This window comes from Hyphomonas sp. J20-32, from assembly GCF_055808555.1.
Genome location: NZ_CM147873.1, coordinates 371,028 through 394,934, shown reverse-complemented (window position 1 = coordinate 394,934; position 23,907 = coordinate 371,028). Strand labels below are relative to the sequence as shown.

The following is a 23,907-nucleotide window of genomic DNA, read 5'->3' as shown; positions in this document are numbered from 1 at the left end:
CGATTTGGTCCAGAGGACGGAAAACAGATGGCAGACGATGGCAGCCCGATGAATGGCGCACGCAGCAAGGGCAATGCTGCAATGCTCGACACGGCATTCCTGTATGGCGGCTCGGCCCAGTGGCTCGAGCAGATGCAGGCGGCCTATGCGAAGGATCCGTCCTCGGTTCCGGAAAGCTGGCGGTCCTTCTTTGCTGAACTGGGCGACGAGTCGGCCAGCGCTGAGGCCAATGCCGCCGGCGCCAGCTGGAAGCGCGGTGACTGGCCCTTGCAGAAAAAGGGCGACGATGTCGCCGCCTTCGATGGCAACTGGGCGGTCGTCGATCCGAAGCTTGCGAAGAAGATCAAGGCTGAAAAGCCCGGGGCCTCGGAAGCCGACATCGCCCAGTCGGTGAAGGATTCCATCCGCGCCATCATGATGATCCGCGCTTACCGCATGCGCGGCCACCTCGCCGCCAAGCTCGATCCGCTCGGCATCGAGGATTTCGGCGACCAGCCCGAACTCAATCCGGGAACCTACGGCTTCGAAGCCGCTGACATGGACCGGCGTATCTTCATCGATGGCTATCTCGGCCTCGACTATGCCAACGTCACGGAAATGCTGGACATCCTCCGGCGTACCTATTGCTCGACCATCGGCATCGAGTTCATGCACATTTCCGACCCGAACGAAAAATCCTGGCTGCAGGAACGGATCGAGGGCCCGGACAAGGGTGTTGCCTTCACGACGGAAGGCAAGAAGGCGATCCTCGCCAAGCTGATCGAAGCGGAAACCTTCGAGCGCTTCCTGCACAAGCGCTATCCGGGCACCAAGCGTTTCGGTCTCGATGGCGGTGAAGCGGCCGTGCCGGCACTGGAGCAGATCATTAAGCGCGGCGGCGCTCTCGGCGTCGAGGAAATCGTTGTCGGCATGCCTCACCGCGGCCGCCTGAACATGCTGGCTGCCGTCATGGGCAAGCCTTACGAGCAGATCTTCTTTGAATTCCAGGGCGGCAACACGCAGGGCGCCGACCAGTTCGGCTCGGGCGACGTCAAATACCATCTCGGCGCCTCGTCCGACCGCGTGTTTGACGGCAACGAAGTTCACCTGTCGATGAACGCCAACCCGTCCCACCTTGAAGCGGTGGACCCGGTCGTGCTCGGCAAGTCCCGCTCGAAGCAGGAAATGCTGCACCGGGAAACCGGCAAGCTCAACCGGACCAAGGTTCTACCGCTCCTGCTGCATGGCGATGCGGCCTTTGCGGGCCAGGGGGTGGTGGCCGAATGTTTCGCGCTGTCGGGCCTGTCCGGCTATCGCACCGGCGGCACGATCCACTTCATCGTCAACAACCAGATCGGCTTTACCACGAGCCCGATGTATTCGCGCTCCTCGCCCTATCCGTCAGATGTCGCGCTCATGGTCCAGGCGCCGATCTTCCACGTCAATGGCGACGATCCGGAAGCGGTGACCTATGCGGCCAAGGTTGCGACCGAGTTCCGCCAGAAGTTCTCGAAAGACGTCGTCATCGACATGTTCTGCTACCGCCGCTTCGGGCACAATGAGGGCGACGAGCCCATGTTCACCCAGCCGGTCATGTACAACGAGATCAAGACTCATCCGTCGACACGCGAACTCTACGGCCAGCGGTTGGTTGCCGAAGGCATCCTGACGTCGGACGAAGTCGATAAGCAGGTCAGCGATTTCGAGAACTATCTCGATGCGGAATTTGAAAAAGGAAAGAATTTCAAGGCAAAGAAGGCCGATTGGCTGGACGGCGAATGGAAGGGCATGGGCCTGCCTGAAGATGACGAGCGCCGCGGCAAGACGGGTGTTTCCAAGAAGCGCCTGCAACAGCTTGGCCAGTCGATCACCACGGTTCCTGACAATATCGAGATCCACAAGACGCTTGCCCGCGTCATCGAGGGGCGCGCGACAGCCATTGCAAAAGGCGACGGCCTCGACTGGGCGACAGCAGAGCACCTTGCCTATGCCGCATTGCTGGAAGAAGGTTTTCCGGTCCGCCTGTCCGGCCAGGATTGCGGACGCGGCACCTTCTCGCAACGCCACAGCCATTTCATCGACCAGGCGTCGGGCGAGCGCTACACGCCGCTGAACCATATCAGCGACAAGCAGGCCCATTACGAAGTCATCGACTCATTGCTCTCTGAAGAGGCCGTGCTCGGCTATGAATACGGCTATTCGCTGGCCGACCCGAACACGCTGACCCTGTGGGAAGCGCAATTCGGTGACTTCGCGAATGGCGCGCAGGTCTTCTTCGACCAGTTCATTTCTTCGGCCGAACGCAAATGGCTGCGCATGTCGGGCCTCGTCTGCCTGCTGCCGCATGGCTATGAAGGGCAGGGGCCGGAACACTCCTCCGCCCGCCTCGAGCGCTTCCTGCAAATGTGCGCCGAAGACAATATGCAGGTCTGCAACCTGACGACCCCGGCGAACTATTTCCACGCCCTGCGCCGCCAGATCCACCGCGATTTCCGCAAGCCGCTGATCATCATGACGCCGAAATCGCTGTTGCGGCACAAGCTGGCTACCTCGTCCCTCGACGACATGACGACGAAGTCCTCGTTCCACCGCATCCTGTGGGATGACGCCGAAACACCGGGCCGCGAAGGCAAGGTGAAACTGGCCAAGGACAATAAGATCCGCCGGGTCGTGATGTGTTCGGGCAAGGTCTATTACGACCTGTTCGAGGCGCGTGAAGAACTCGGAGTCGACGATGTCTACCTGATGCGGATCGAACAATTCTACCCCGTGCCGCGCCGCTCGATCATGCACGAGCTCAAGCGCTTCAAGGGCGCCGAACTCGTCTGGTGCCAGGAAGAGCCGCGCAACATGGGCGGCTGGTCGTTCATCCGAGACGAGATCGAATGGTGCGCCACGCAGATCGAGGCAAAAATGCCGCGTCCGCGCTATGCCGGGCGTCCACCATCGGCTGCAACAGCCACCGGACTCATGTCCAAGCACAAGGCCGAAATGGCCGCCTTCATCAACTCTGCCCTTGGGCCAGATCCGGTCGACGACAAGATCGTCGCTTCCTGACCGCCTTTCCCGGAATTTCCAATACGGACGTAAAAATCATGACCGATATCTCAGTCCCCACTCTCGGCGAAAGCGTCACCGAAGCCACCGTCGGACAATGGATGAAAGCCGCTGGCGACAGCGTCAAACGTGACGACGTGCTCGTTGAACTCGAGACCGACAAGGTCTCCGTCGAAGTCTCCGCGCCGGAAGACGGCGTTCTGTCCGAAATCGTCGCCAATGTCGGCGACACGGTGGAGATCGGCGCGCTGCTCGGTCGCCTCAATGCCGGAAACGGTGCGGCCAAGGCAGCGCCCGCCAAGGCCGAAGCCGCGCCTGCCAAGGCTGCGCCTGCGCCGGCAGCGTCGGGCGGCAAGCTCACCGATGTTGCCGTGCCGACCATGGGCGAAAGCGTCGCCGAGGGCACGCTCTCGACTTTCCTCAAAAAGGTCGGTGACAGCGTCAAGAAGGACGAGACCATAGCCGAGATCGAAACTGACAAGGTTGCGCTCGAAGTGCCCGCGCCGGCTGATGGCGTGATTGCCGAACTTCTGGTCGCCGAAGGCGCAAGCGTCACGCCGGGATCCGTCATTGCCCGCATCAGCGCCGGCGGCGTTGCATCTGCGCCAGCGGCCGCCCCGGCATCGCCCGCTCCGGCCGCCGCTGCAGCGAGCAGCGCCGTTGCCCCGTCGGTCCGCCGCATCTCGACCGAAGCGGGTGTCGACCCGGCAAACATCCCCGGCACCGGCCGCGATGGCCGCGCCACCAAGGCCGACGCGCTCGCCTATGTGAACGCTGCGCCGAAAGCGCCTGCCTCGACAGCCGTGGCCGAGGCGCGCCCGCCGCGCGACCTTGGGCCGCGCGAGGAGCGGGTGCGCATGACGCGCCTGCGCCAGACAATCGCCCGGCGCCTGAAGGAAGCGCAGGACAGCGCCGCCATGCTCACCACGTTCAATGACGTGGACATGGGTGCCATCATGGACCTGCGCAAAAAGCACCAGGAAAGCTTTGTCGCCAAGCACGGCATCAAGCTTGGCTTCATGAGCTTTTTCGTGAAGGCCTGCGTCAACGCGTTGAAGGAAGTCCCGGCGGTCAATGCCGAGATCGACGGTACCGACATCATCTACAAGAACTATTATGACATCGGCGTTGCCGTCGGCACCGACAAGGGCCTCGTCGTGCCGGTCGTGCGCGACAGTGACGAGTTGTCCCTTGCCGGTATCGAAAAATACATCGCCGACCTCGGCAAGCGCGCCCGCGAAGGCGAACTCACGATTGGCGACATGCAGGGCGGTACGTTCACGATCTCCAATGGCGGCATCTACGGCTCGCTTATGTCGACCCCGATCCTCAACCCCCCGCAGTCCGGCGTGCTCGGCATGCACCGGATCGAACAGCGCCCGGTCGCGATCAATGGCCAGGTCGTCATTCGTCCGATGATGTACCTAGCACTCAGCTATGACCACCGCATCGTCGACGGTAAGGAAGCGGTCACCTTTCTCGTCCGCGTCAAGGAAGCGCTGGAAGATCCCGAGCGGATGCTGCTCGAAGTCTAGGTTCTGACATCGAAGGGCAGGGGGCTGAGGTCGGGACCGACCCAGCCCCGCCTTGCTTCGACCGAGAATAGGACTGGCTTGGACCAATAGGCCATCAGCCAGCTGGATTTCCCGAATTCCGATGCCATCAGTCCGCGCAGGACGGCGCATAGCGGCGTGCCGGGCGCCGCCTCGCCGAGCTGGCTGTGCGCCGCGCCGAGCGATGCCTGCGTGATCGTCTCGTGATAGCCTTCAGTGTCGGAGTTCACCCCGCCATTGGCTGCGTTATAGGCGCGGATCATGTCCGGCATGTCCCGGCATGCAGCCGCATAGTCCTGCGCAACCAGCCAGAGGGCAGCAGCGAAATGGGCGGCATGCGTCCATTCGGCCAGCGGCAGCGTTCGGTCCATCAGGCCGCGCGCGATGCGTTCAATTTCCGAATCAGACGCATATGGCATGTCGTTTTTCCTTCGATAGGCCCCGCTGCAAAAAAGGGTCGCCGGGCATGTTCAGGATTGAGCCTGCTCAGGCTCAGCTGCGATACACTTGGATTTTGGCTGCGTTAACCTTTCCGGTGGAAGCATGATGACCGCTAAGGGCGGTATTGCGGAAAACATGCAGAATGTCATGGAAAAACAACGTCATTTTCGAATCGGCAACCCGTTCAGTATCTCGGTTGCGCTATTTAACCTTAAGACGACGGCATACCGGGATCCGCCAAAGCCGCAGCGAGCTTTGCGCCCGTCGGGGTGGGTCAGTTCGTGGTGTCACTGAACCAAGTTGAACAAGGATCATGTTATATGACTCAGAAATTCCGATTGCTGGCGAGTGCCGCCATCCTCTGCGGCGCGCTTGTTGCGGCCCCCTCTGGCCTTGCGACTGCCGAAAGAGCCCACGCAGCATCGGCCGCTGACCAATCGACGGCCAAGCCTCACTGGACGTATGAAGGCGACGAGGGCCCGGACGCGTGGGGCAAGCTGCACGGTCTGGACGGCCCGGCCTATCCGGTTTGCGAGACGGGTGACGCGCAATCCCCCATCGACCTGTACGCGACAAATGCTGCAGGAAGCATCGCGATCGAAACGGACTACAAGACCGGTCCCCTGACCCTTCCGGCCAATGGGCACACGATCCTGGTCAAGGCGCCTGTCGACTCCAGCATCACCATTGGTGGTGTCAGGTACAACCTGCTGCAGGTTCATTTCCACACGCCGTCGGAACACGTGATCAATGGTGCTTCTTACCCCATGGAAGCGCACTTCGTGCACCAGCACCCGGAGACCCAGCAACTCGCGGTTCTCGGCGTGCTCATCAAGCAGGGCCGAAGCAACTGGCAGCTTGAGCAAATTCTCCGGGAGAAGAAGGGCGACGAATTTGATGGCAAGGTCGGCCGCATGACTTTCGATCCGAATGCCCTTTTGCCGAAAGACCTCAAAGTGTTCCGCTATGACGGCTCGCTCACCACGCCGCCCTGCTCGGAGGGTGTCAACTGGAACGTCGCGGCTGACCCTATCGAAGCCAGCGCAGAAGAGCTTGCCCAGTTCGAGAGCTACATGGGCGCCAACGCGCGTCCGGCGCAGCCCCTGAACGCAAGACCGCTGGTCAAGCCGGAATAGCCTGGCGCACCTGTCCGGGCGCGGTCTGCCTTTTTCCGGCAGGCCGCGCTTCCCGGTCGCACCTCCCTGTCTTGCCGCAAGCGCCGTCCCCATGTAACGGGCACGTCTAGCAGAACGGGGCCAAGCCCATGACAACCTACACATCCGACCAGCGCCACCATACCGCCGAAACGGCGGACTCGATGGTGCAGGTGCGCTACGAGATCGACCGTATCGACCGCCTGCTTGTCGAAATCCTTGCCGAGCGACAATCCTTCATGGATGCCGCCGCCCGTATCAAGGGCGACCGCGCCATCGTGCATGACCGGGCCCGTATCGAAGATGTGATCGCGAAGGTGAAGGCCACTTGTGCAGACGCCGGCCTGTCACCAGCGATTGCCGAGCCTGTCTGGCGCACCCTGATCGATCGGTGCATCGCTTATGAATTCGAGAGCTATGACGCCTTGATGGCCCCTGAAGCGGCAAGCTCGTAGGCCAGCTTGGCGACAGCTTCCAGCGTGTCGCCCAGCGCGTCCTTCACATCTCCCAGCATCACAGCGGCGGCTGTCACGCTTGGCGGCGTGTCGCCACGCCCAAGGCGTTCGGCGCGCCCGCAGATGGCGGCCAGCTTGACGGCGCCGATGCCGAGGCTTGCCCCTTTCAGCGTATGGGCCGCGTCAGCCCACTGGCTCGGGTCAGCGCGCGGGTCCAGCAGCCGCGACCAGATTTCGGCCTGATGCTTGAAAATCTCCAGCACTTCGATGGCCAATGCCTGGTCACCGCCTGTCATGGCCTGCAAATGGGCCTGGTCCAGCAATACGAGCGGGGCAGGGGCGGCGTCGGTCATGGTCGGCTCTCCGGAGGCGTATGGCACTGTCTCACGGCGACCATTCCCCAATGGTTAACGCCAGGCGTCGCTCCGTTCACCGGACCTTACAAAATTTTATCGATTGGCGAGAAGGCCTGAACGGAGTAGGTTACAGCCTTGTTTAGGGCCTGAGAGATGCCCTTTGTTGAATTGGGGATCCCCATGGTCGCAATCGTCGTATTCATCCGCAACCTTGTCCTTGCTGGGATTCTTGCCTGGCTCGGTGTCGAGTTTGCGCCTTCAGATCAGGATGATTCAGCAGATAACCGGCCCGCTGAGAATATGCTTGTCCGAGTGCTGGGTTAGGCAACGCGCCTGTTGAGCCTTGAAAAAGCCTGTTTTCCGGCCTCGCCGCGGGCTTATTGTCGCGGTATAGTCGCCTCATGACGGTCACGCCTTCATCTCGCCCGTCCGGCCGGGATCTTCTGGTCAGGCAAGAGGCGTCGGAAAACTTCGAGTACGCCCGACATGGTGGCGGCTGGATGGTTGCCACGGGATTCGTCATTGCCTTGCTGTGGTTTGCTGGCGTTGGTGCAGGAGTGCTCGGGCTACTGGGCATTGATGCACTACTTGAACTTTCACCCGCCATTCTGCTCGCTGGCGGCGTCGCTGCGATCATCCCGGGCCTGATTATCATCATGGCAGGCTATATGGGGCGCACGAATCGTCGCGCGGCTGCCTCGAATGCACTCGTCATGGAAGCCGCCATCCGCCTTCTGGCCCCGGCCCGTGAAGCTGGCACCGAGGGCATCAGTATCGCCGAACAGATGAAACAGTCCGCCGCCGAAGTCGATCATGCCATGGCGCATGCGATCTCCGCCATGAAGGCCATGTCAGGTGAGATTGGCGACGAGCGCATGCGACTGGAATCGGTTGCCTATGCGAGTGCTGACAATGCCCGCGATCTCGCCCAGCGCCTCGCCGCCGAGCGAACGGCGCTTGAAAGCCTTGCCCGCGACTTGCGAACCCAGGTCAACGAGATGAGCGAGGCCATTCCGCGCCAGGCCCAGCAGATGGTCAGCGCGGCCCGTCTGGCTGGTGAGGAAGTTGCCCGCGCCGACGACGCACTCGAAGCCCGGCTGAATGGCATGCGCGCTGCCGGCGAGTCGCTCGCAGCCAAGCTCGTTGATCTCGACGGCCTCGCGCGGGACGCATCTTCGCGCACCGAAACGCTCACTTTCGCTGTCAGCCGCGTCGAGGAGAAACTCGAACAGTCACGCAAGCTTGTCGATGCCGCCGTCCGGGCAGGGGAGATCGCAGCAGCGGCGGCCTCGACCACCGGCGAGGCGCTCAAGGATGCCGTGTCCTCCGCTTTGGATGGTGCCCGCCTTGCCAATCGCGAAATCAAACAGACGGCCCATTCGGCCGCCGAAGAAGCCGCCAGCGCCCTCGCGCGCCTGCGCGAAGCCGGAGATCACGCCACCGCCTCGGTGCGGGCCGCTGGCAATGCGGCGCGGGCCGAGACAGACATTCTCAACCGCCGTCTCGGAGTCCAAGCGCCAGCTCCCTCGAAGGACGCTGCACCCGTTCACAGCGCCGCTCCCACACCCACTCCTTCCCCCACGCCCGCTCCATCTCCGGAGCCGGCGCCCGCCGCCCCGCCAGCAGCGCCCGCCGCCTACGCAAACGGCCACGCCAATGGACCGCTGAATGGTCGTTCCAATGGTCACGAATCCCCCACTGCTGAAAAGTCCGGTGCCACAGGCACGCCGGCTGCCCGCCCTCAGCCGTCCCGTCCGAACCCGCGTCCGAGCATGGAAGACGAATTGTTCGATGCCGCTGCCGACCTGCTGGCATCGGCCAGCCTCGGCAAGGAGGCCGATACGGACAGCAAGAAGGACGCGCCGCTGGAGCTCGGTCGAGAGGTCGATCCGAAGGATCCGAACCCACTGACACTGCGGCGCCGTTTCGACGATGCCGCCGAACCCAAACCGGCCGTCCCGGCCCGGCGTTCAACCGATGTTGCGCCGACCCAGGCGAATGGAAATACGCTTGTTCCATCCTCCGGCCGGCCGCTCTCGTCCAGCAATGACATGGGCTGGCGCGATATCATTTCGGACATGAGCCGTGACGAAACTGGCGCCAAGCCTGACCGCGAAGACATTGCGGACGAACTGATCCAGCGCTTGCAAACGTCCGGTATTCTCCTGCCCGAAGCGTTTCGCCCGAAAGCCAAGCGCAAGATTGCCGAGGCTGCCCGCAACGGCGAAAGAGAGCGGCGTGCGGCGATCATGGACAATGCCGGTCGTCAGGTCGAACGCGTCACCCAGCGCCTGCGCAGTGACCGCGACCTGCAAGCCCTCGCCCGCGAGTTCATAACGCTGGAAGAGGAAGACGCGCTCAACGCGCTCGAACAGACCCAGAAGACCAGCCGGAATGCCAGCCCGCGCCTAGCCGCCTACCTTCTGCTGGATGCTGCGGCCGGCGCCGGTAACTAGACCCCGACGATTTCGTCCTTGGTCGCTTCGGCCTTCACCCATTTCATGAAGGCTCGCACATCCGGTGACAGGTGGCGGCCCTTTGGCCAGACCAGCCAGTAACCGAAATCGATCAGCGTCGAGCCGTCAGCAAAAGGAGCGACCAGCCGACCCGATGCGAGATCGGCGGCGGCAATCGCCTGCTTGGCCAGCGCCACACCGCGCCCGGCTGCCGCTGATTCAATGACCAGGATCGCCTGGTTGAAACGCGGCCCACGCGACCCATCCACGCCATCCACCCCGCGCGCGCGCAGCCAGCTTGCCCAGTCCGGGCAGGACGGGTCATTTTCGCCGCTCTCATCGTGCAGCAATGTATGGTGTCGCAGGTCGTCGGGTTTTCTTATCGCGTCCGGTCCCTCAAGCAGGGCAGGGGAACAGACGGGCAGCACGGTTTCGTCCAGCAATTTCTCCGACTTGAGGCCCTCATAGCTGCCCCGGCCATAGCGGATCGCGAAATCGGCGTCCGCCATCGTGAAGTCGGTCAGGCCCATATCGGCCGAGATCCAGGCCTCGACGCCCTCATGCGTGTTGTGAAATTCGCCGAGCTTGGGCGCCAACCATTTGGCCGCAAAACTCGGTGCGCACGATACCATCACCCGGCCCTTGCGAGCGGGCGCCTGCATGATGCGCCCGGCCTCGGAAATCCGCTCGAACGCTTCGCGCACCAGCGGTAGGCTGGCCTGCGCGGCATCGGTTAGCAGGACGGAACGCCCCGTTCGCTTGAACAAGGGAGTTCCGGCATAGTCCTCCAATTGACGGATTTGCTGCGAAATCGCGCCTGGCGTAACATTGAGTTCGTCGGCGGCCTGTGTGAAAGACAGGCGTCTTGCGGCGGCTTCAAAGGCGCGCAGGGCGTTCAGGGGCGGCAGGCGGTCGTTCGTGTCTGTCATGAAATAGTATCTCTAAAGGCTCGCTGTAGGGGTTCACGGTTGCGCCTGAGCCGTCAAGAGCCATCTTGGCCCCTGATCGATCAGCAATACTAAACAAGAGTGGCCCCGCATGCGCCAATTTCCGGCCTTCTTCAACATGGATGACGCGTCTGTCGTGGTTTTTGGCGGCGGCGAAGAGGCACGCCGCAAGGTGCGCCTGCTGGCCGCGACGCCCGCTCACATCACCGTGATCGTCAGCCAGATCGATCCGGGCTTCGCCGAAGAGTTTGCCGGGCGCATCACGATTGCCCCCCCTGATCATGCGGGTCCGGCGCTCGATGTCGCCCGGTTTGCCATCGTCGCGAACCGGCTCGACACCAATGCCGAGAAGGCGATCACGATGGCGCGCCAGTATGGCGTGCCGCTGAATGTCGTCGACCATCCCGAATTGTGCGACTTTACCGTCCCGTCGATCATCGACCGGGGCGACGTCGTTGCGGCCATCGGCACGAACGGATCGGCGCCCGTTCTGGCCAAATCCCTCCGCGAAAAGCTCGAAGCCCTGCTGCCGAGACGTATTGGTGATCTCGCCGCCCTCGCGGGGCGCCTGCGCCCGGATGTGAAAGCCGCGATCCCGGACAACAAGGCCCGTCGCCGCTTCTGGGAAGCGGCCTTTACCGGTCCGGCAGCCGAGCGTGCGTATGCCGGTGATCTGGACGGCGCCGAAGCGGCCATGCGACAGCAGATGCAAACGGGCGCGCCTGCCGAAGGCGTGGTCCACATCGTCGGCGCCGGTCCCGGCGACCCCGAACTCCTCACACTCAAGGCCCTCCGCCTGATCCAGGAAGCCGACGTGGTTTACTATGACCGCCTCGTCAGCGACGAAATCCTCGCCCTCATCCGGCGCGACGCAGACCGCGTGCCCGTCGGCAAGTCCAAGGGCGACCATTCGGTCCCGCAGGAAATGATCCACGAATTGCTCATCGCCTCGGCCCGCGACGGCAAGCGCACTGTCCGCCTCAAGGGCGGCGACCCGTTCATTTTCGGTCGGGGCGGGGAAGAGCTGGAAGCGGTCCGCGCGGCCGGTGTCGCCGCCACCGTCGTGCCCGGCATTTCTTCCGCTCTCGGCTGCGCTGCCGGGGCTGGCCTGCCGCTCACCCATCGTGACCATGCTCAGAGCCTCACCTTCGTCACCGGCCATGCGAAGGAAGGCGGCGTGCCCGATCTCGACTGGGCTGCGCTCGCCCGTCCGGCGCAGACGGTCGTCGTGTTCATGGGTGTCGGCACGGCTGCGACCATTGCCGAAAAGATCATCCAGGCCGGCCGTGCGCCAGCCACGCCTGTTGCCGTCATCGAGAACGGCACGCGCGACAACGAAATCCGCGTTTTCGGCACGCTTGCCGAACTGCCCCACCTCATCCAGCGCGCCGGCATCAAGGGGCCCGCGCTGCTCGTCATCGGCGAAGTGGCGGGCCTCCCCGAAGAGGCCATTGCCCGTGCCTTCAGGGAAAACATCGCATGAGCTCCGTCCGCCCGAAACTGAAACCGGAAACCCCGAAATCCATCACCGCATGGGAAACCGCCACCGGCCGCAACGTCTGGATGGACGCCGACGGCGGCTGGACCACGGATACGTCCCGCATCGCAGCCTTCACCGGGGACGAGGCTGAAATCCGCCTCGCCGCAGCGGCAAACCAGGAAGGCGTCGTGACCGATCCCTATTTCATGGAAGTGACGGAAACGGGCGCCATCACTGGCCGCGAAACGCTGCGCGAATCCATCCGAGCGAACGGCCCCACCGTCGCCTATGGAGCCAAGGCATGATCCGCATTTTCGGAGATTCCATTTCGGGCAATTGCCTGAAGGTGAAATGGGTGGCGCAGCGCCTCTCTGTCCCGCACGAATGGATCGAGATCGACATCCTGAAGGGCGAGAGCCGTACGGACGAATTCCTCGCGCTCAATCCGTTCGGGCAGGTGCCTGTCATCCAGTTCGACAATGGCCGCACGCTCGCCCAGTCCAACGCCATCATCCTTCATCTGGCCGAAGGATCGGACCTGATCCCGGACGACGCGTTCGAGCGCGCCAAGATGCTCGAATGGATGTTCTGGGAACAATATTCCCATGAGCCGACCATTGCCGTGCGCCGCTTCCAGAAACACTATCTCAAGAAGCCGGACGACGAGATCGACCCCGACCTGATGGCCAGGGGCCGCCGCGCCCTCGGTCGCATGGAAATGGCGCTCCTGTCGAATGACTGGATAGCCGGCGGCGAGGCTCTCACGCTCGCTGACATCTCCCTGCTCGCCTATACGCGTCTTGCGCATGAAGGCGGCTTCGACCTTTCCGAATTCCCTGCCGTGCACGCCTGGGTCGCCCGCTGCGAGTTGGAACTCGGCCTGCCACATCTCCACGAGGTGACACATGTATAGATACGACGAATTCGACGCGCAGATCGTCAAGGAGCGCGTCGCCCAGTTCCGCGGCCAGGTCGAGCGCCGCCTGTCGGGCGAACTGCTCGAAGACGAATTCAAGCCGCTGCGCCTGCAGAACGGCGTCTACCTGCAACTGCACGCCTATATGCTGCGCATCGCCATTCCCTATGGCCAGCTGAACCCGCGCCAGATGCGCATGCTGGCCCGCATCGCCCGCGACTATGATCGCGGCTACGGCCACTTCACCACGCGCCAGAACGTACAGTTTAACTGGGTGGCCCTGAAGGACATCCCGGATGTCCTTGCCCTGCTCGCCGAGGTCGAGATGCACGCCATCCAGACCAGCGGAAACTGCATCCGCAATACGACGTCGGATCATTTCGCTGGCGCTGCGCGCGACGAGATCATGGACCCGCGCCCCTGGTGCGAGATCATCCGGCAATGGAGCACGTTCCATCCGGAGTTCGCCTTCCTGCCGCGCAAGTTCAAGATTGCCGTCACCGGCGCCGAGCATGACCGAGCCGCCATCCGCGTCCACGATATCGGCCTGCACATGCGCCGGCGCGGCGACACGGTCGGCTTCGAAGTCCATGTCGGCGGCGGGCAGGGGCGCACGCCGCATGTCGCCGTGCTTGCGAATGCCTTCGTGCCGGAGACGCAGTTGCTCGATTATCTCGAGGCCATCATGCGCGTCTACAATCGCCACGGGCGCCGCGACAACAAGTACAAGGCCCGCATCAAGATCCTGGTGAACGAACTTGGCCCAGACGAATTCAAGGCCCAGGTCGAGGCTGAATTCGCCGACCAGCGCGCGCACGAGAAGATCGACCTGCCCAGGGAGGAGATCGAACGCATCCACGCCTATTTCGCCCCGCCGGAACTGGCAGCGAAGCCGGAAATATCGGACGCGTTCGAAGCAGCGAAAGCGGCAGACCCTGCGTTTGCCCGCTGGGCCCGCATCAACCTGCATCCGCATGTCATCCCGGGCTATACGTCCGTCACGGTCAGCCTGAAGCCGATTGGCGGGCTTGCGGGCGATGCCACCGACACGCAGATGGAAACGGTGGCGCATCTCGCTGAGATCTATGGCCATGACGATATCCGTGTCAGCCATGCGCAGAACCTGGTCCTCGCGCATGTCGCCCTCGACGACCTGCCGGCCCTCTATCGCGAGCTTGACGCCGCCGGTCTCGGCACGGCGAACGAGAGCCTGATCACGGACCTCATCGTCTGTCCGGGCCTCGACTATTGCAACCTTGCCAATGCGCGATCCATCCCGGTCGGGCAGGCAGTGCAGCAGGTCTTCGCCGATCCGGACTACCAGGAAGACATCGGTCGCCTGCACATCAATATTTCCGGCTGCATCAACGCCTGCGGACACCACCATGTCGGCCATATCGGCATCCTCGGTGTCGACAAGAAAGGCGAGGAATTCTACCAGATCACCTTCGGCGGCCGCGCCGACGAAAAAGCAGCGATCGGCGACATTGCCGGTCCAGGCCTCAAGTCGGAAGATGTGCCCGGCGCCCTCAAGCGCGTTGTCGACACCTATCGCGCGCTTCGCAGCGGCAAGGACGAGCTGTTCATCGACACGCTGGCCCGCCTCGGCCACGACCCATTCAAGGAAGCCCTCTATGCCGCTAGTTAAGAACGGCGCCGAAACGGCCGATCGCTGGTCCCATGTCGCGGATGAAGCAGAATTGTCTGATGGGGCCTATGTCACCCTTCCGCTCGCCCGGTTCCTTGCCGAGGCGCCTCGGCTTGCCGAACGCAACACCCATGTCGGTGTGCGCCTTGCGCCTGATGACGATGTCGCGCCGCTTGAGCCTTTCCTGCAGCAAATACTGCTGATCGAGATCAGTTTCCCGAAATATACCGACGGGCGCGGCTACTCCCAGGCCCAGCTCCTGCGCCGCCGACATGGCTATGCGGGCGAGTTGCGCGCGGTCGGCCATGTCCTGCGGGATCAGATATTCTATATGAACCGTTCAGGCATCGATGCTTACGCAACGGCCCGTGCAGACCTACCTTCAGTGCTGGAAGCATTGAAGGAATATTCCGAAGTCTACCAGCCCGCAGCGGGCGGTCAGGTGCCGGTGTTCCGCAAGAGACACGGAAGCTAGAACCTGATGCCTTATGGTGACGTCATTGCCCGGAACGCTGAAGCGCCGGAACTTCGCCTCGCACGCCTGAATGGCGAACTGCGCGATGCCTCCGCCCAGACGATCCTGCGCGTGTCGATGATCCGCGAATGGCCCGATCGCATGACCTATGTTTCCAGCTTCGGCGCCGAAAGTGTCGCCATGCTGGCTCTGATCGCTGATGTCGATCCGTCGCTGCCAATCGTGTTCCTCGACACGGGCATGCACTTTCCGCAAACGCTGGATTACCGCGACGAAGTCATCGAGCGTCTCGGTCTCACCGGCGTGCGCTCGATCCCGCCAAACGAAACAGAGCGCAAGGTCCTCGATCCGAAGAACGATCTCTGGAAATCGGATACCGATGCCTGCTGCGCCCTGCGCAAGGTGCGCCCGCTCGAGCCGGCCCTGGAAGGCTTCTCGGCCTGGATCACGGGCCGCAAGCGGTTCCATGGCGGCGCGCGCATGTCGCTGCCGGTCTTCGAATTTGCCAATGGTCGCTACAAGATCAATCCGCTGGCCAGCTGGACGCCGGAAGATGTCGACCTGATGATCAAGCAGCGCAACCTGCCACGTCACCCGCTGGTCGCACAGGGCTATCCGTCGATCGGCTGCTGGCCCTGCACAAAGCCTGTCGCCGAAGGCGAAGACGTGCGCGCCGGTCGCTGGGCCGGTCAGGACAAGACCGAGTGCGGCCTGCATGTCGAAAAGAACGAACGCCCCCGCGTGTTCTGAGTTTACACTCCGGGTCGGACGTCACACCACGCATTCCCGTACGCCCTCTCCGGTCTGGAGAGGGCGGTTTCTTTTCAGGATCGGGACGCAAACACGCTTGCCAGTGCAATCGCGCCCGCCGTTGCCACGTTAACGCTGTCAAAGCCCGCGGACAGGGGGATGCGCACTGGCACGGCAGCTGCGATCAACGCGTCTGGCAGGCCCGGCCCTTCCGCGCCGAGCAGGATCGCGAGCCTGTCCGGTATGGGCAGGGATCCAATCGGCGCGGCATCCGCGCGCGGCGTCATCGCCCAAACCGTATAGCCGGCGTCCTGCGCCGCCTGCATCATGTCCGCCCCGCTGCCGCCATGCGCAAAGGGCAGCCACAGGCTCGCGCCCGACGAGACCCGGATGGCCTTGCGGTAAAGCGGGTCACAACTCTGGCTGTCCAGCAGCACGGCATCGGCGCCAAAGGCCGCCGCATTGCGGAAACACGCGCCGACATTGTCATGGTTGGACAGGTCCGACAGCATGAGGATAGTCGATGAGGCCGCGTCCCCTACGCAGGCACGGGAAATGTGGTCCAGAAGCTCTACCGCCTGTACGGCTTCCCCCTTCAGCCCGCAGGCCAGCACGCCCCGGTGCATCGGGAATCCCGCCACGGCGTCCATCACGTCCTGCGGCGCGACATAGACCGGCACATCATCCGGCACGTATTCAAGCATATCAGCCAGCGGTTCCAGCCGCGTCTCGCACAGGAACAGGCTTTCGACCTTGAATCGCGACCGTCGCAGCAGCGTCTCCAGCGTCACCTTGCCCTCGACAATGAACCTTGCCCCATGGCCCGACGTCAGGTCCTTCTCGCGGATCGACGTATAGGCGGCGATCCGGGCGTCTGCAGGGTCATCAATCGGGTGAATGGGCATAGGGTTGACCTTGTCAGGTATGGCTCAGCGGGTAGGAATACCTGACAGCCATGATCTAGGGGACGAGTTCATGTCAAATACACATCTCGTGTCGCGGGTCGCCGTGTCGATCGCATTTCTTCTGCTCTATGCCGCATTCCTGGTGGAGACCGGCGCGCTGGTTGCGGAATTCGGCGCTGGCAGCATCGGCCTGCGGGTCGCGTCCCTTGATTCCCAGAACTTCATCTTCTTCCCCATTGCGGGCCTGTTGGCGCTTGTTGCCTTCTGGAAACCTGCGGTGCTTCTGGTCGATGCGTTCGGTCGTGGCAAGCTCAGGTATGGACGCCTGATCCTGATTGTCTGCCCACTTGTCTGCGGGGTGGCGGCCTGGGGCCTTGCCAGCCTGTTCAGCGGATCGAATGCGCGATCTGTCTTTGAAATCTCTCCGTCAGCCCTGATGGCGGATCAGGGCGCACCCGGAACAGATGCGACGCCGCCGCGTGCGCCTGTTCTGGATGTGCTGACACGCATGAAGATCCTCTCGTCCGCTGAAGGCGGTCTGGCCACCTACCAGTCGAAATGCGATCAGGAATGGCTGCAATACGCGAGCGCCGCCGATGTCGAAATGCTTTGCTTTCCGGCTGGCGAGCGCCTGACAGTCAGGGATTGCTGCCAGGCCAAGACAGCGTTCCGTCAGCATCTCAACATACTGGCGGCGCAGTCGCCCTCACGACTGGCCACCATCCACCGCTACGTGCTCACGGCGAAGTGCTTCTTCCTGCTGTTGCTTCTGGGAATTGGCATACTGCTCGTACGCTATCGCAAAGGCCTTGAGCGGGCCTATGGCAGCGACTTTTCACACATTTCCTTCGGCTTGGCAGTGGGCGGCGCCGTCATGTTGATCTGGCCCTTGCTGAACGCGTCCTATCTTCAGACCATGTCGTTGTTGACGGGGGGCGGATCGTCGAGCGCCTATACAATCGTGGCGCCGCTCGTTGCCCTCGGTTTCGGTGTCTGGACGTTGCTGCTGATATTCTTCCACCTGCGCGCCTATCCCAGCCAGGTCGAATATGCCGCCAAGATCGGCGGATTCGTGGCCGCCGCCATTGGTGTGTTCCGCTATGACGACATAACCATGTACCTGTCACGCACTCTGGGAGTCGGCGGCAGCGTCGTGGCGATCATCGTCTTTGCGGTTGCGGTGACGGCACTGCTTCTCAGCATCCTTTTCGGCATCGACCCGACGGATATCGACTTCAAAGAAAATCCCCGGCAGGCGAAACCGCCTGCCGGGGATGACTTGAAAGACTAGCGGAAGGGCTGTCTCAGTTCGCCGCAGCGCCTGCCGCGATCGGCAGGCCCTGTTCCTTGGCCATGCGCTTCATCGCCTTTTGCAGCTTTTCGAACGCCCGCACTTCGATCTGGCGGATGCGCTCGCGGCTGACATTATAGGTCTCCGACAGCTCTTCGAGCGTCTTGGGCTCTTCCGACAGGCGCCGCTCGGTCAGGATGTGGCGTTCGCGTTCGTTCAGGTCTTCCATCGCATTGGACAACAGGTCCATGCGGGCATCGTATTCCTGGCGGTCGGCGAATTCCTCAGCCTGGCCCTGCTCGTCATCGGCCAGCCAGTCCTGCCATTCCATGTCGCCATCGGTGCCCATGGGCACGTTCAGCGAGGCGTCCGAGCCGGACATGCGCCCGTTCATCGAATAGACTTCGGCCTCGGTCACGTTCAGCTTTTCCGCGATCAGCTTGGCCTGTTCCGGCTTGAGGTCGCCTTCGTCCAGCGCCTTCATCTCGCCCTTCAGGCGGCGCAGGTTGAAGAACAGCTTCTTCTGTGCGGCCGTCGTGCCCAGCTTCACCAGGCTCCACGAGCGCAGGATGTATTCCTGGATCGCGGCGCGAATCCACCACATTGCGTAGGTGGCCAGGCGAAAGCCCTTCTCCGGGTCGAATTTCTTTACCGCCTGCATCAGGCCGACATTACCTTCGGAAATCACTTCAGCCATCGGCAGGCCATAGCCGCGATAGCCCATCGCGATCTTGGCCACGAGGCGCAGGTGCGAGGTCACCATCTTTTCAGCAGCCTCGGTGTCGTCATTCTCGAGCCACTTGCGGGCGAGCATGAATTCCTCGTTTTTCTCGAGCATCGGGAACTTGCGGATTTCGCTGAGATACCGGCTGAGGCCCTGTTCGGGGCTGAGGGCGGCCGTACTACGGGCCGAAATTGGGTTAGCCATGATTATATCCTCCTAGTGAAACCAGTCCCGCTTGGCGGCGACGGCTCCCGTTTCAGATGTTCCGAGGATGTTCCTAGCCCCGCATGGCGGCGACGTATTCCCCGGAAATGCGCATGTATGTCATCGCGCAGCAGCATAAATAGAGAATACGGCGCCGATAGGGAAGGGGAAAGGCAAGATTTGTGAGCGTTTGGTAACGTATTGGCGCGCGGAGGTTTATGTCGCGTCCGGCACCGTCCGGCGCTCTTCGGCCAGGTAGTCCATTGAACGCATCTCGTGCAGGCGGCTGGCCGTGCGCTGGAACTCGAAACTGCCGTCTCCGGTCGGGTAGAGCGCGTCGGGCTCGGCTGCAGCGCTCGCCACAATTTTCACCCGCGCCTCGTAAAGCTCGTCGATCAGCGTCACGAACCGCGCCGCCTCGTTGCGGTTTTCGGGCGAGAGCAGGGGGATGCCCTCAAGGATCACCGTGTGGAAGGTCGCGGCGATCTCATGGTAGTCGCGCGCACCGAGCGGACGGGCGCAGAGCTCCTCGAACGTAAACCGGGCAACGCCGGCTGCCTCCCGCGACACGTCCAGCTTGCGCCCCTTCACGGTCAGCGTGCAGTGCTGCGGCTGTGCGCCCAGTGTCAGGCGCTGCCAGGCCTTGTCCAGTGCGGCCCCCGCGTCCGGTCCCAGGGGGGCATACCAGACTGGCGCCTCACTCAGCCGGTCGAGCCGATAGTCCCGCTCGGCGCTGAGTTCGAACACATCGCAATTGGCCTTCAGCATTTTCACGAAAGGCAGGAACAGGGGCCGGTTGATGCCATCGGCATACAGGTCGTCCGGATGCCGGTTGGAGGTTGCCACGACCGTCACACCGGCCGCGAACAACGCCTCGAACAGGCGCGAAAGGATCATCGCATCGGCAATCTGCGTGACCTGGAACTCGTCGAAGCAGAGAAGGCTCGCGCCGGAGGCGATCCGTTTCGCGGCTGGCGCGATCGGGTCGTCGCCCGCCCCCCTGACGCGCCATTCCGACCGCTTGCGCGCGCCCTCGTCCATGCTGCGCCATTCGCCGAGCATGTCATGCACGCTGCCCATGAATTCGTGAAAGTGCACACGCCGTTTTGCGGTCACGTCCGCCGCGTCAAAGAACAGGTCCATCAGCATGGATTTGCCGCGTCCAACCCCGCCCCACAGGTAAAGGCCCATCGGGCGCTCGGGCCTGGAGAACCAGCCGTTCTTTCCGTTGCTGACCAGCTTTCGGGCCAGGGCGTCCAGCCTAGCGGCGGCTTCGGCCTGCGCGCTGTCTGCGTCGATCAGGCCCTCGGCGACCCGGGCATGGTACCGTTCCAGCACGGAGGTCGTTGCGCCGTCAGCCAATCCGTGAGGCCACCTGGTTGATCATCTGCCGCCAGGCTTCGGGCCGCAGCAGCATGGCAATCACCAGCCCTGACAGGGCGCCGCCAAGGTGCGCGCCGTGCGCCACCATGGTCTGTTCACGCTGCGACAGGATAAAGCTGAGAACAATGAAGCCTGCGCCGAACACGATTGCCCACATCGGGATCGCGAAGAACAGGTAAAGCGTCGCGAAGGGATAGAACAGGCAAAAGCCCGTGATGACGCCGGATGTCGCGCCCGATGCGCCAACCGAGCGATAGCCGGGCTGGTTGTGCTTGTCGGCATATTCCCAGATGTTTCCGCCCAGCAGCGATGCGGCGTAAAGGATCAGGAACCCGCCGGAGCCGACATAGGCCTCCAGGATCTGGCCGAACATGTAGAGCACGTACATGTTGACGAACAGGTGCAGGCCGTTGACGTGCAGGAAGGCCGAGGTGACAAAACGGTGCCATTCCTCGCCCTGGCGGATCGGCTTGATCCAGAAGCAATACCTGTTGAAAAATTCCTGATTATTGAACGCCAGCACGCTGGCGATCACATTCATCGCGATCAGAACCAGGGTGGCAGGATAGACGAGCAGGGCGTTCATGGCATTTCAGGTTCATAAATAGGGCCAAGCCGCCCGGTTGGATTCACCGGGCGGCTTAGCAAGGTCATGCTGGGGTCTGCAAGCATAAGCGCCTCATGGGCGAATGGCTCAAGCGGCGCGCGCTGGCGCAGCAGCGGATGGCATCTGTTCCAGCAGGAAGTCCTCGAATGCATCGGGTCGCTGGATGAAACGGTTAAAGGGCAGGCTTGCCTTGAAAACGGCTTTTGGCGCGATATTTGCGCCGCAACGCAGGGCAGAGGCCACGACCTGGTCGCGCGTATCCATCGAGGAGACGACCGCGATGCGATACTTGCCCATATTGGCGACGCGGGCGATCGTCATGTCCGGGTCGACGCTGTCGGGCAGGCCGAGGTCGAGCACGACAAGATCGAAGCGCTCCAGGCGCAGGCGAGCCTCGGCGGCCATCAGTGTCGGCGCCATCACGAGGTCCACCTGGATGCGCGAGCGGGCGGCCTTGTCGGCGGCAATCGCCAACATTTCTCGCACCGGCTCGTGATCTTCTACCCAAAGTACTTTCATCTAACTCTACCCCGAAATGTTTCCTGCTGCCTGGGCGTCAGCATGCATCTGCGCCCGTCTTGGTGTGAACTTGCCACGCGGGCCTTACGGCTTGGTAAAGCAGAACTTTCCGAAGTGTTGAAATCTCTACAGATCTGCCTTTTCTGGAAAGTTTTTCCGGTCCGTGAATCCTGCCGCATCCGCTTTCCCGTAAGGGGACTTCATGTATGTTGCGCCTTCGGGAAACGCCCTCGAAGAAAAATGCAAAAAAAGCACAGAGGCCATGACTGACGAGATCGCCACAGCCCCGCAGGCGGGTTCCACCGTCTCGGCCTTTCACGAGGCCGCCACCGATGCGGATCAACACATCGTCGATGTGCTGATCGAGGAACGCTGCCCGAAGCTCCGGGCCAGCTGGGCCTGGCCGCTCGTCCGGCCCGTGCTTTACCAGATGCTCGGCTATGGCAAGGCGCGGCGCATGGCCGACGAGATCGTCCAGCTCAATGGCCGGCAATCCTTTGACCTGCTCTCCGGCCAGCTGGCATTCGACCTCTCGGTCGATGCCATTCACCGCATGCCGGAATCCGGGCGGCTCATTGTCGCCGCCAATCATCCGACGGGCCTTGCCGACGGGGTCGCCGTCTGGGACCTGCTGAAACAGGTGCGCGACGACATCGTCTTCTTTGCCAATGCAGACGCTGTGCGCGTCAATCCGAAATTCGAGGATGTCATCATCCCGGTCGAATGGGTCGCGTCCAAGCGCACACCCGCAAAGACGCGGGAAACCCTGCGCCGCGCCGCCGAAGCCTTCGCCCAGGAAAAATGCGTGGTCATCTTCCCGTCCGGTCGCCTCGCCCGCCGTGTCGACGGTGTGCTTGAGGAAAAGGATTGGTTCTCCACCGTGATCGGCCTTGCGCGCAAGCAGAAGGCCCCGATCCTGCCGCTCAATCTCGATGCCCGTAACTCCGCCCTTTATTACCTGTTTTGCGATCTTAATGACGAGCTGCGCGACATCACGCTTTTCCATGAGCTGCTCAACAAACGCGGCTCAAACTTCCGCATGACCTTCGGCCAGCTGATTCCACCGGACATCCTGCAGGGTGACTCCACAGCCCTGACCAACCTTTTGAAGCGTCACGTCTCCTATGAGCTGCTCGCCGACCGCGATGCGGTTTTCAAACCCGGTCCGAATTAGGGCGGCCGTCCGATGACACCCGATGCACCGGGCATGATGGATCGCACCGTGGCCTGACGCGCGTTCTGCGGGCCGGGCGCACCTGACAAGTGGATTTTCGCCCTTTGGGCGAGCGCGCTGCAATCCTAAATTCCTGTTCATCCTGCATTGCAAAACGATATGCAACAACGCCCTCACCGGGATGCAGGCGCTATAGGGGCGACTCGCCGCCTGGAGAATAAAGGGGCTGAATATGGAAGAATTCTGGAACAATCTCGTAGTGCAGGCGCAAACCTTCGGGCCGAACCTGATCAAGGCCGCGCTCGTCATGATCGCCTTCATCATCGCCGCCATGATCGTGCGATGGCTGGTCAGTGCGGCAATCGACAAGACCGGGCTCGCCAAACGCGCCAACACTCTCAACACGACCGGCGGCAAGAGCCTCGGCGCCAGCCTGTCGTCTGCGGCGTTCTGGGTGATCATCCTGATCGGCCTGATGCAGTCGCTCGCAATTGCCGGCGCCACACAAATATCGGACGCGCTGAACCGCGTAATCTCCCCGATCATGGCCTATGGCGATAATATCATCGGTGCGATCCTCGTGTTCGGCATATTCCTGATCGTCGCGAATGTGGTGAAACAGGCACTGTCGGCCATTCTTGTTTTCGCCGATGGTTTGCCGGAGCAGTTCAAGCTCGCATCGGGCCCCGTCAATGTATCTGGTATTTCGGCCACGATTGCTTCGGCCCTCATCATATTGATTGGCGCCATCACGGCGTTTGACGTGCTCGACATGGCCGCCATATCCCAACCGGCCAATGCCTTGCTGCAGGACATTGTAGGCATCCTTCCCAACCTGCTGGCTGCGGTTGTCATTCTTGGCATCTTCGTGGTCGTGGCCCGCTTTGTCGGCAACCTGATCGCCGGGGTCCTGCCGGGCATGGGACTGGATGGCGCCGTGGCTGAACTTGGTATCCTGAAGGGGGCGGATTCCGGCCTCACGGCTTCGGTGGTTACGTCGCGTCTTGCGCAGTTCTTCATCGTTCTGCTCGGCGTGATTGCAGCGCTCAATGCGCTCGGCATCGACACGTTGACCTATGCGATGGACGTCGTCCTCTCCATGGGCGCGCAGATCGTGTTCGGCGCTGTCATCATCTTCGCTGGCGTGTTCATCGCCCGGCTGGTCACGTCGGCCATGGCCTCCACGGGCTCAGGCGCAACCGATGTTGCCGCCAATCTCGTCAAATGGATCATCATCATCCTGTCGGTCATTCTCGGTATTTCCCGCATGGGCCTCGACCCGACCGGCGGCGAATTCATTCTCAATGTCGCGCAATACCTCGTCATGGGCGGTGCAGCCGCTTTTGCCATCGCCTTTGGCTGGGGTGGCAAGGACTGGGCAGCCCGCCAATTGGAAGCCTGGCGCGCCTCGCGATAGTGACGCACCAATTTGC

Annotated in this window: 22 protein-coding genes; 14 read left to right on the top strand and 8 right to left on the bottom strand. The window is 62.4% G+C overall.

The annotated features are described in order from the left end of the window. Positions 1–27: 27 nt before the first annotated feature. Positions 28–3,036: a 2-oxoglutarate dehydrogenase E1 component gene (locus AC0L7I_RS01870; RefSeq protein WP_473397843.1), complete on the top strand. Its 3,009-nt coding sequence runs from the start codon at positions 28–30 to the stop codon at positions 3,034–3,036. Between the two features lie 38 nt (positions 3,037–3,074). Beyond that, positions 3,075–4,571 (top strand): 2-oxoglutarate dehydrogenase complex dihydrolipoyllysine-residue succinyltransferase, encoded by a 1,497-nt coding sequence (odhB, locus tag AC0L7I_RS01865; RefSeq protein ID WP_473397842.1) that lies wholly within the window; start codon positions 3,075–3,077, stop codon positions 4,569–4,571. On the opposite strand, the gene AC0L7I_RS01860 is transcribed toward odhB, so the two are convergent. Then, positions 4,568–5,008: a hypothetical protein gene (locus AC0L7I_RS01860; protein ID WP_473397841.1), complete on the bottom strand. Its 441-nt coding sequence runs from the start codon at positions 5,006–5,008 to the stop codon at positions 4,568–4,570. The genes odhB and AC0L7I_RS01860 overlap by 4 nt on opposite strands. Before the next feature lie 342 nt (positions 5,009–5,350). Between AC0L7I_RS01860 and AC0L7I_RS01855 the strand changes: the two genes are divergently transcribed. Together AC0L7I_RS01855 and AC0L7I_RS01850 are read left to right on the top strand one after the other, a co-directional pair. After that, the gene (locus tag AC0L7I_RS01855; RefSeq protein WP_473397840.1) at positions 5,351–6,166 is read left to right on the top strand and encodes a carbonic anhydrase; all 816 of its coding nucleotides are present in this window, start codon (positions 5,351–5,353) and stop codon (positions 6,164–6,166) included. A gap of 128 nt (positions 6,167–6,294) precedes the next feature. Further along, complete coding sequence (locus tag AC0L7I_RS01850; RefSeq protein WP_473397839.1) at positions 6,295–6,639, top strand: chorismate mutase; 345 nt, start codon at positions 6,295–6,297, stop codon at positions 6,637–6,639. Here AC0L7I_RS01850 and AC0L7I_RS01845 read toward each other — a convergent pair. Beyond that, a complete protein-coding gene (locus AC0L7I_RS01845; protein WP_473397838.1) occupies positions 6,600–6,992 on the bottom strand; it encodes an Hpt domain-containing protein in 393 nt (130 codons plus the stop codon). The two genes, AC0L7I_RS01850 and AC0L7I_RS01845, sit on opposite strands and share 40 nt — an antisense overlap. A gap of 404 nt (positions 6,993–7,396) precedes the next feature. Between AC0L7I_RS01845 and AC0L7I_RS01840 the strand changes: the two genes are divergently transcribed. Continuing rightward, positions 7,397–9,451: a hypothetical protein gene (locus AC0L7I_RS01840; RefSeq protein WP_473397837.1), complete on the top strand. Its 2,055-nt coding sequence runs from the start codon at positions 7,397–7,399 to the stop codon at positions 9,449–9,451. Here the strand turns inward: AC0L7I_RS01840 and gcvA are convergent. Next, entirely contained in the window at positions 9,448–10,380 is a 933-nt protein-coding gene (gene gcvA / locus AC0L7I_RS01835) for a transcriptional regulator GcvA (RefSeq protein ID WP_473397836.1), read from the bottom strand. The genes AC0L7I_RS01840 and gcvA overlap by 4 nt on opposite strands. Before the next feature lie 109 nt (positions 10,381–10,489). On the opposite strand from gcvA, the gene cysG reads away from it, so the two are divergent. Genes cysG through AC0L7I_RS01805 form a run of 6 tightly spaced genes read left to right on the top strand, consistent with a single transcriptional unit; the run spans position 10,490 to position 15,667 of the window. Further along, positions 10,490–11,881: a siroheme synthase CysG gene (cysG, locus tag AC0L7I_RS01830; RefSeq protein WP_473397835.1), complete on the top strand. Its 1,392-nt coding sequence runs from the start codon at positions 10,490–10,492 to the stop codon at positions 11,879–11,881. Further along, positions 11,878–12,183, top strand: a complete 306-nt coding sequence (locus tag AC0L7I_RS01825; RefSeq protein WP_473397834.1) for a DUF2849 domain-containing protein — start codon at positions 11,878–11,880, stop codon at positions 12,181–12,183. The genes cysG and AC0L7I_RS01825 overlap by 4 nt, the downstream gene beginning before the upstream one ends. Continuing rightward, positions 12,180–12,791, top strand: coding sequence for a glutathione S-transferase family protein (locus AC0L7I_RS01820; RefSeq protein WP_473397833.1), 612 nt, complete (start codon positions 12,180–12,182; stop codon positions 12,789–12,791). Before AC0L7I_RS01825 ends, AC0L7I_RS01820 begins: the two co-directional genes overlap by 4 nt. After that, on the top strand, positions 12,784–14,442 hold the full coding sequence (locus tag AC0L7I_RS01815) for a nitrite/sulfite reductase (protein WP_473397832.1): 1,659 nt from the start codon (positions 12,784–12,786) through the stop codon (positions 14,440–14,442). The genes AC0L7I_RS01820 and AC0L7I_RS01815 overlap by 8 nt, the downstream gene beginning before the upstream one ends. Continuing rightward, on the top strand, positions 14,429–14,917 hold the full coding sequence (locus AC0L7I_RS01810) for a DUF934 domain-containing protein (RefSeq protein ID WP_473397831.1): 489 nt from the start codon (positions 14,429–14,431) through the stop codon (positions 14,915–14,917). Before AC0L7I_RS01815 ends, AC0L7I_RS01810 begins: the two co-directional genes overlap by 14 nt. A 6-nt stretch (positions 14,918–14,923) precedes the next feature. Next, positions 14,924–15,667 (top strand): phosphoadenylyl-sulfate reductase, encoded by a 744-nt coding sequence (locus AC0L7I_RS01805; protein WP_473397830.1) that lies wholly within the window; start codon positions 14,924–14,926, stop codon positions 15,665–15,667. Between the two features lie 74 nt (positions 15,668–15,741). Here AC0L7I_RS01805 and AC0L7I_RS01800 read toward each other — a convergent pair whose 3' ends face one another. After that, on the bottom strand, positions 15,742–16,572 hold the full coding sequence (locus AC0L7I_RS01800) for a TrmH family RNA methyltransferase (RefSeq protein WP_473397829.1): 831 nt from the start codon (positions 16,570–16,572) through the stop codon (positions 15,742–15,744). Positions 16,573–16,642: 70 nt separating this feature from the next. Here AC0L7I_RS01800 and AC0L7I_RS01795 point away from each other — a divergent pair, with 70 nt between their 5' ends. Further along, entirely contained in the window at positions 16,643–17,863 is a 1,221-nt protein-coding gene (locus tag AC0L7I_RS01795; RefSeq protein ID WP_473397828.1) for a hypothetical protein, read from the top strand. 13 nt (positions 17,864–17,876) lie between these two features. Here the strand turns inward: AC0L7I_RS01795 and rpoH are convergent, their stop codons facing one another. The 4 genes from rpoH to AC0L7I_RS01775 form a co-directional block, all read right to left on the bottom strand. Beyond that, positions 17,877–18,791 (bottom strand): RNA polymerase sigma factor RpoH, encoded by a 915-nt coding sequence (rpoH, locus tag AC0L7I_RS01790; RefSeq protein ID WP_473397827.1) that lies wholly within the window; start codon positions 18,789–18,791, stop codon positions 17,877–17,879. 216 nt (positions 18,792–19,007) lie between these two features. Continuing rightward, entirely contained in the window at positions 19,008–20,153 is a 1,146-nt protein-coding gene (zapE, locus tag AC0L7I_RS01785; RefSeq protein ID WP_473397826.1) for a cell division protein ZapE, read from the bottom strand. After that, on the bottom strand, positions 20,146–20,760 hold the full coding sequence (locus AC0L7I_RS01780; protein ID WP_473397825.1) for a rhomboid family intramembrane serine protease: 615 nt from the start codon (positions 20,758–20,760) through the stop codon (positions 20,146–20,148). Before AC0L7I_RS01780 ends, zapE begins: the two co-directional genes overlap by 8 nt. 108 nt (positions 20,761–20,868) lie before the next feature. Then, positions 20,869–21,300, bottom strand: coding sequence for a response regulator transcription factor (locus tag AC0L7I_RS01775; RefSeq protein ID WP_473397824.1), 432 nt, complete (start codon positions 21,298–21,300; stop codon positions 20,869–20,871). 262 nt (positions 21,301–21,562) lie between these two features. Here AC0L7I_RS01775 and AC0L7I_RS01770 point away from each other — a divergent pair, with 262 nt between their 5' ends. Together AC0L7I_RS01770 and AC0L7I_RS01765 are read left to right on the top strand one after the other, a co-directional pair. Beyond that, positions 21,563–22,474, top strand: a complete 912-nt coding sequence (locus tag AC0L7I_RS01770; RefSeq protein ID WP_473397823.1) for a GNAT family N-acetyltransferase — start codon at positions 21,563–21,565, stop codon at positions 22,472–22,474. Positions 22,475–22,706: 232 nt separating this feature from the next. Further along, positions 22,707–23,891 (top strand): mechanosensitive ion channel, encoded by a 1,185-nt coding sequence (locus AC0L7I_RS01765; RefSeq protein WP_473397822.1) that lies wholly within the window; start codon positions 22,707–22,709, stop codon positions 23,889–23,891. The last annotated feature ends 16 nt before the right edge of the window (positions 23,892–23,907 follow it).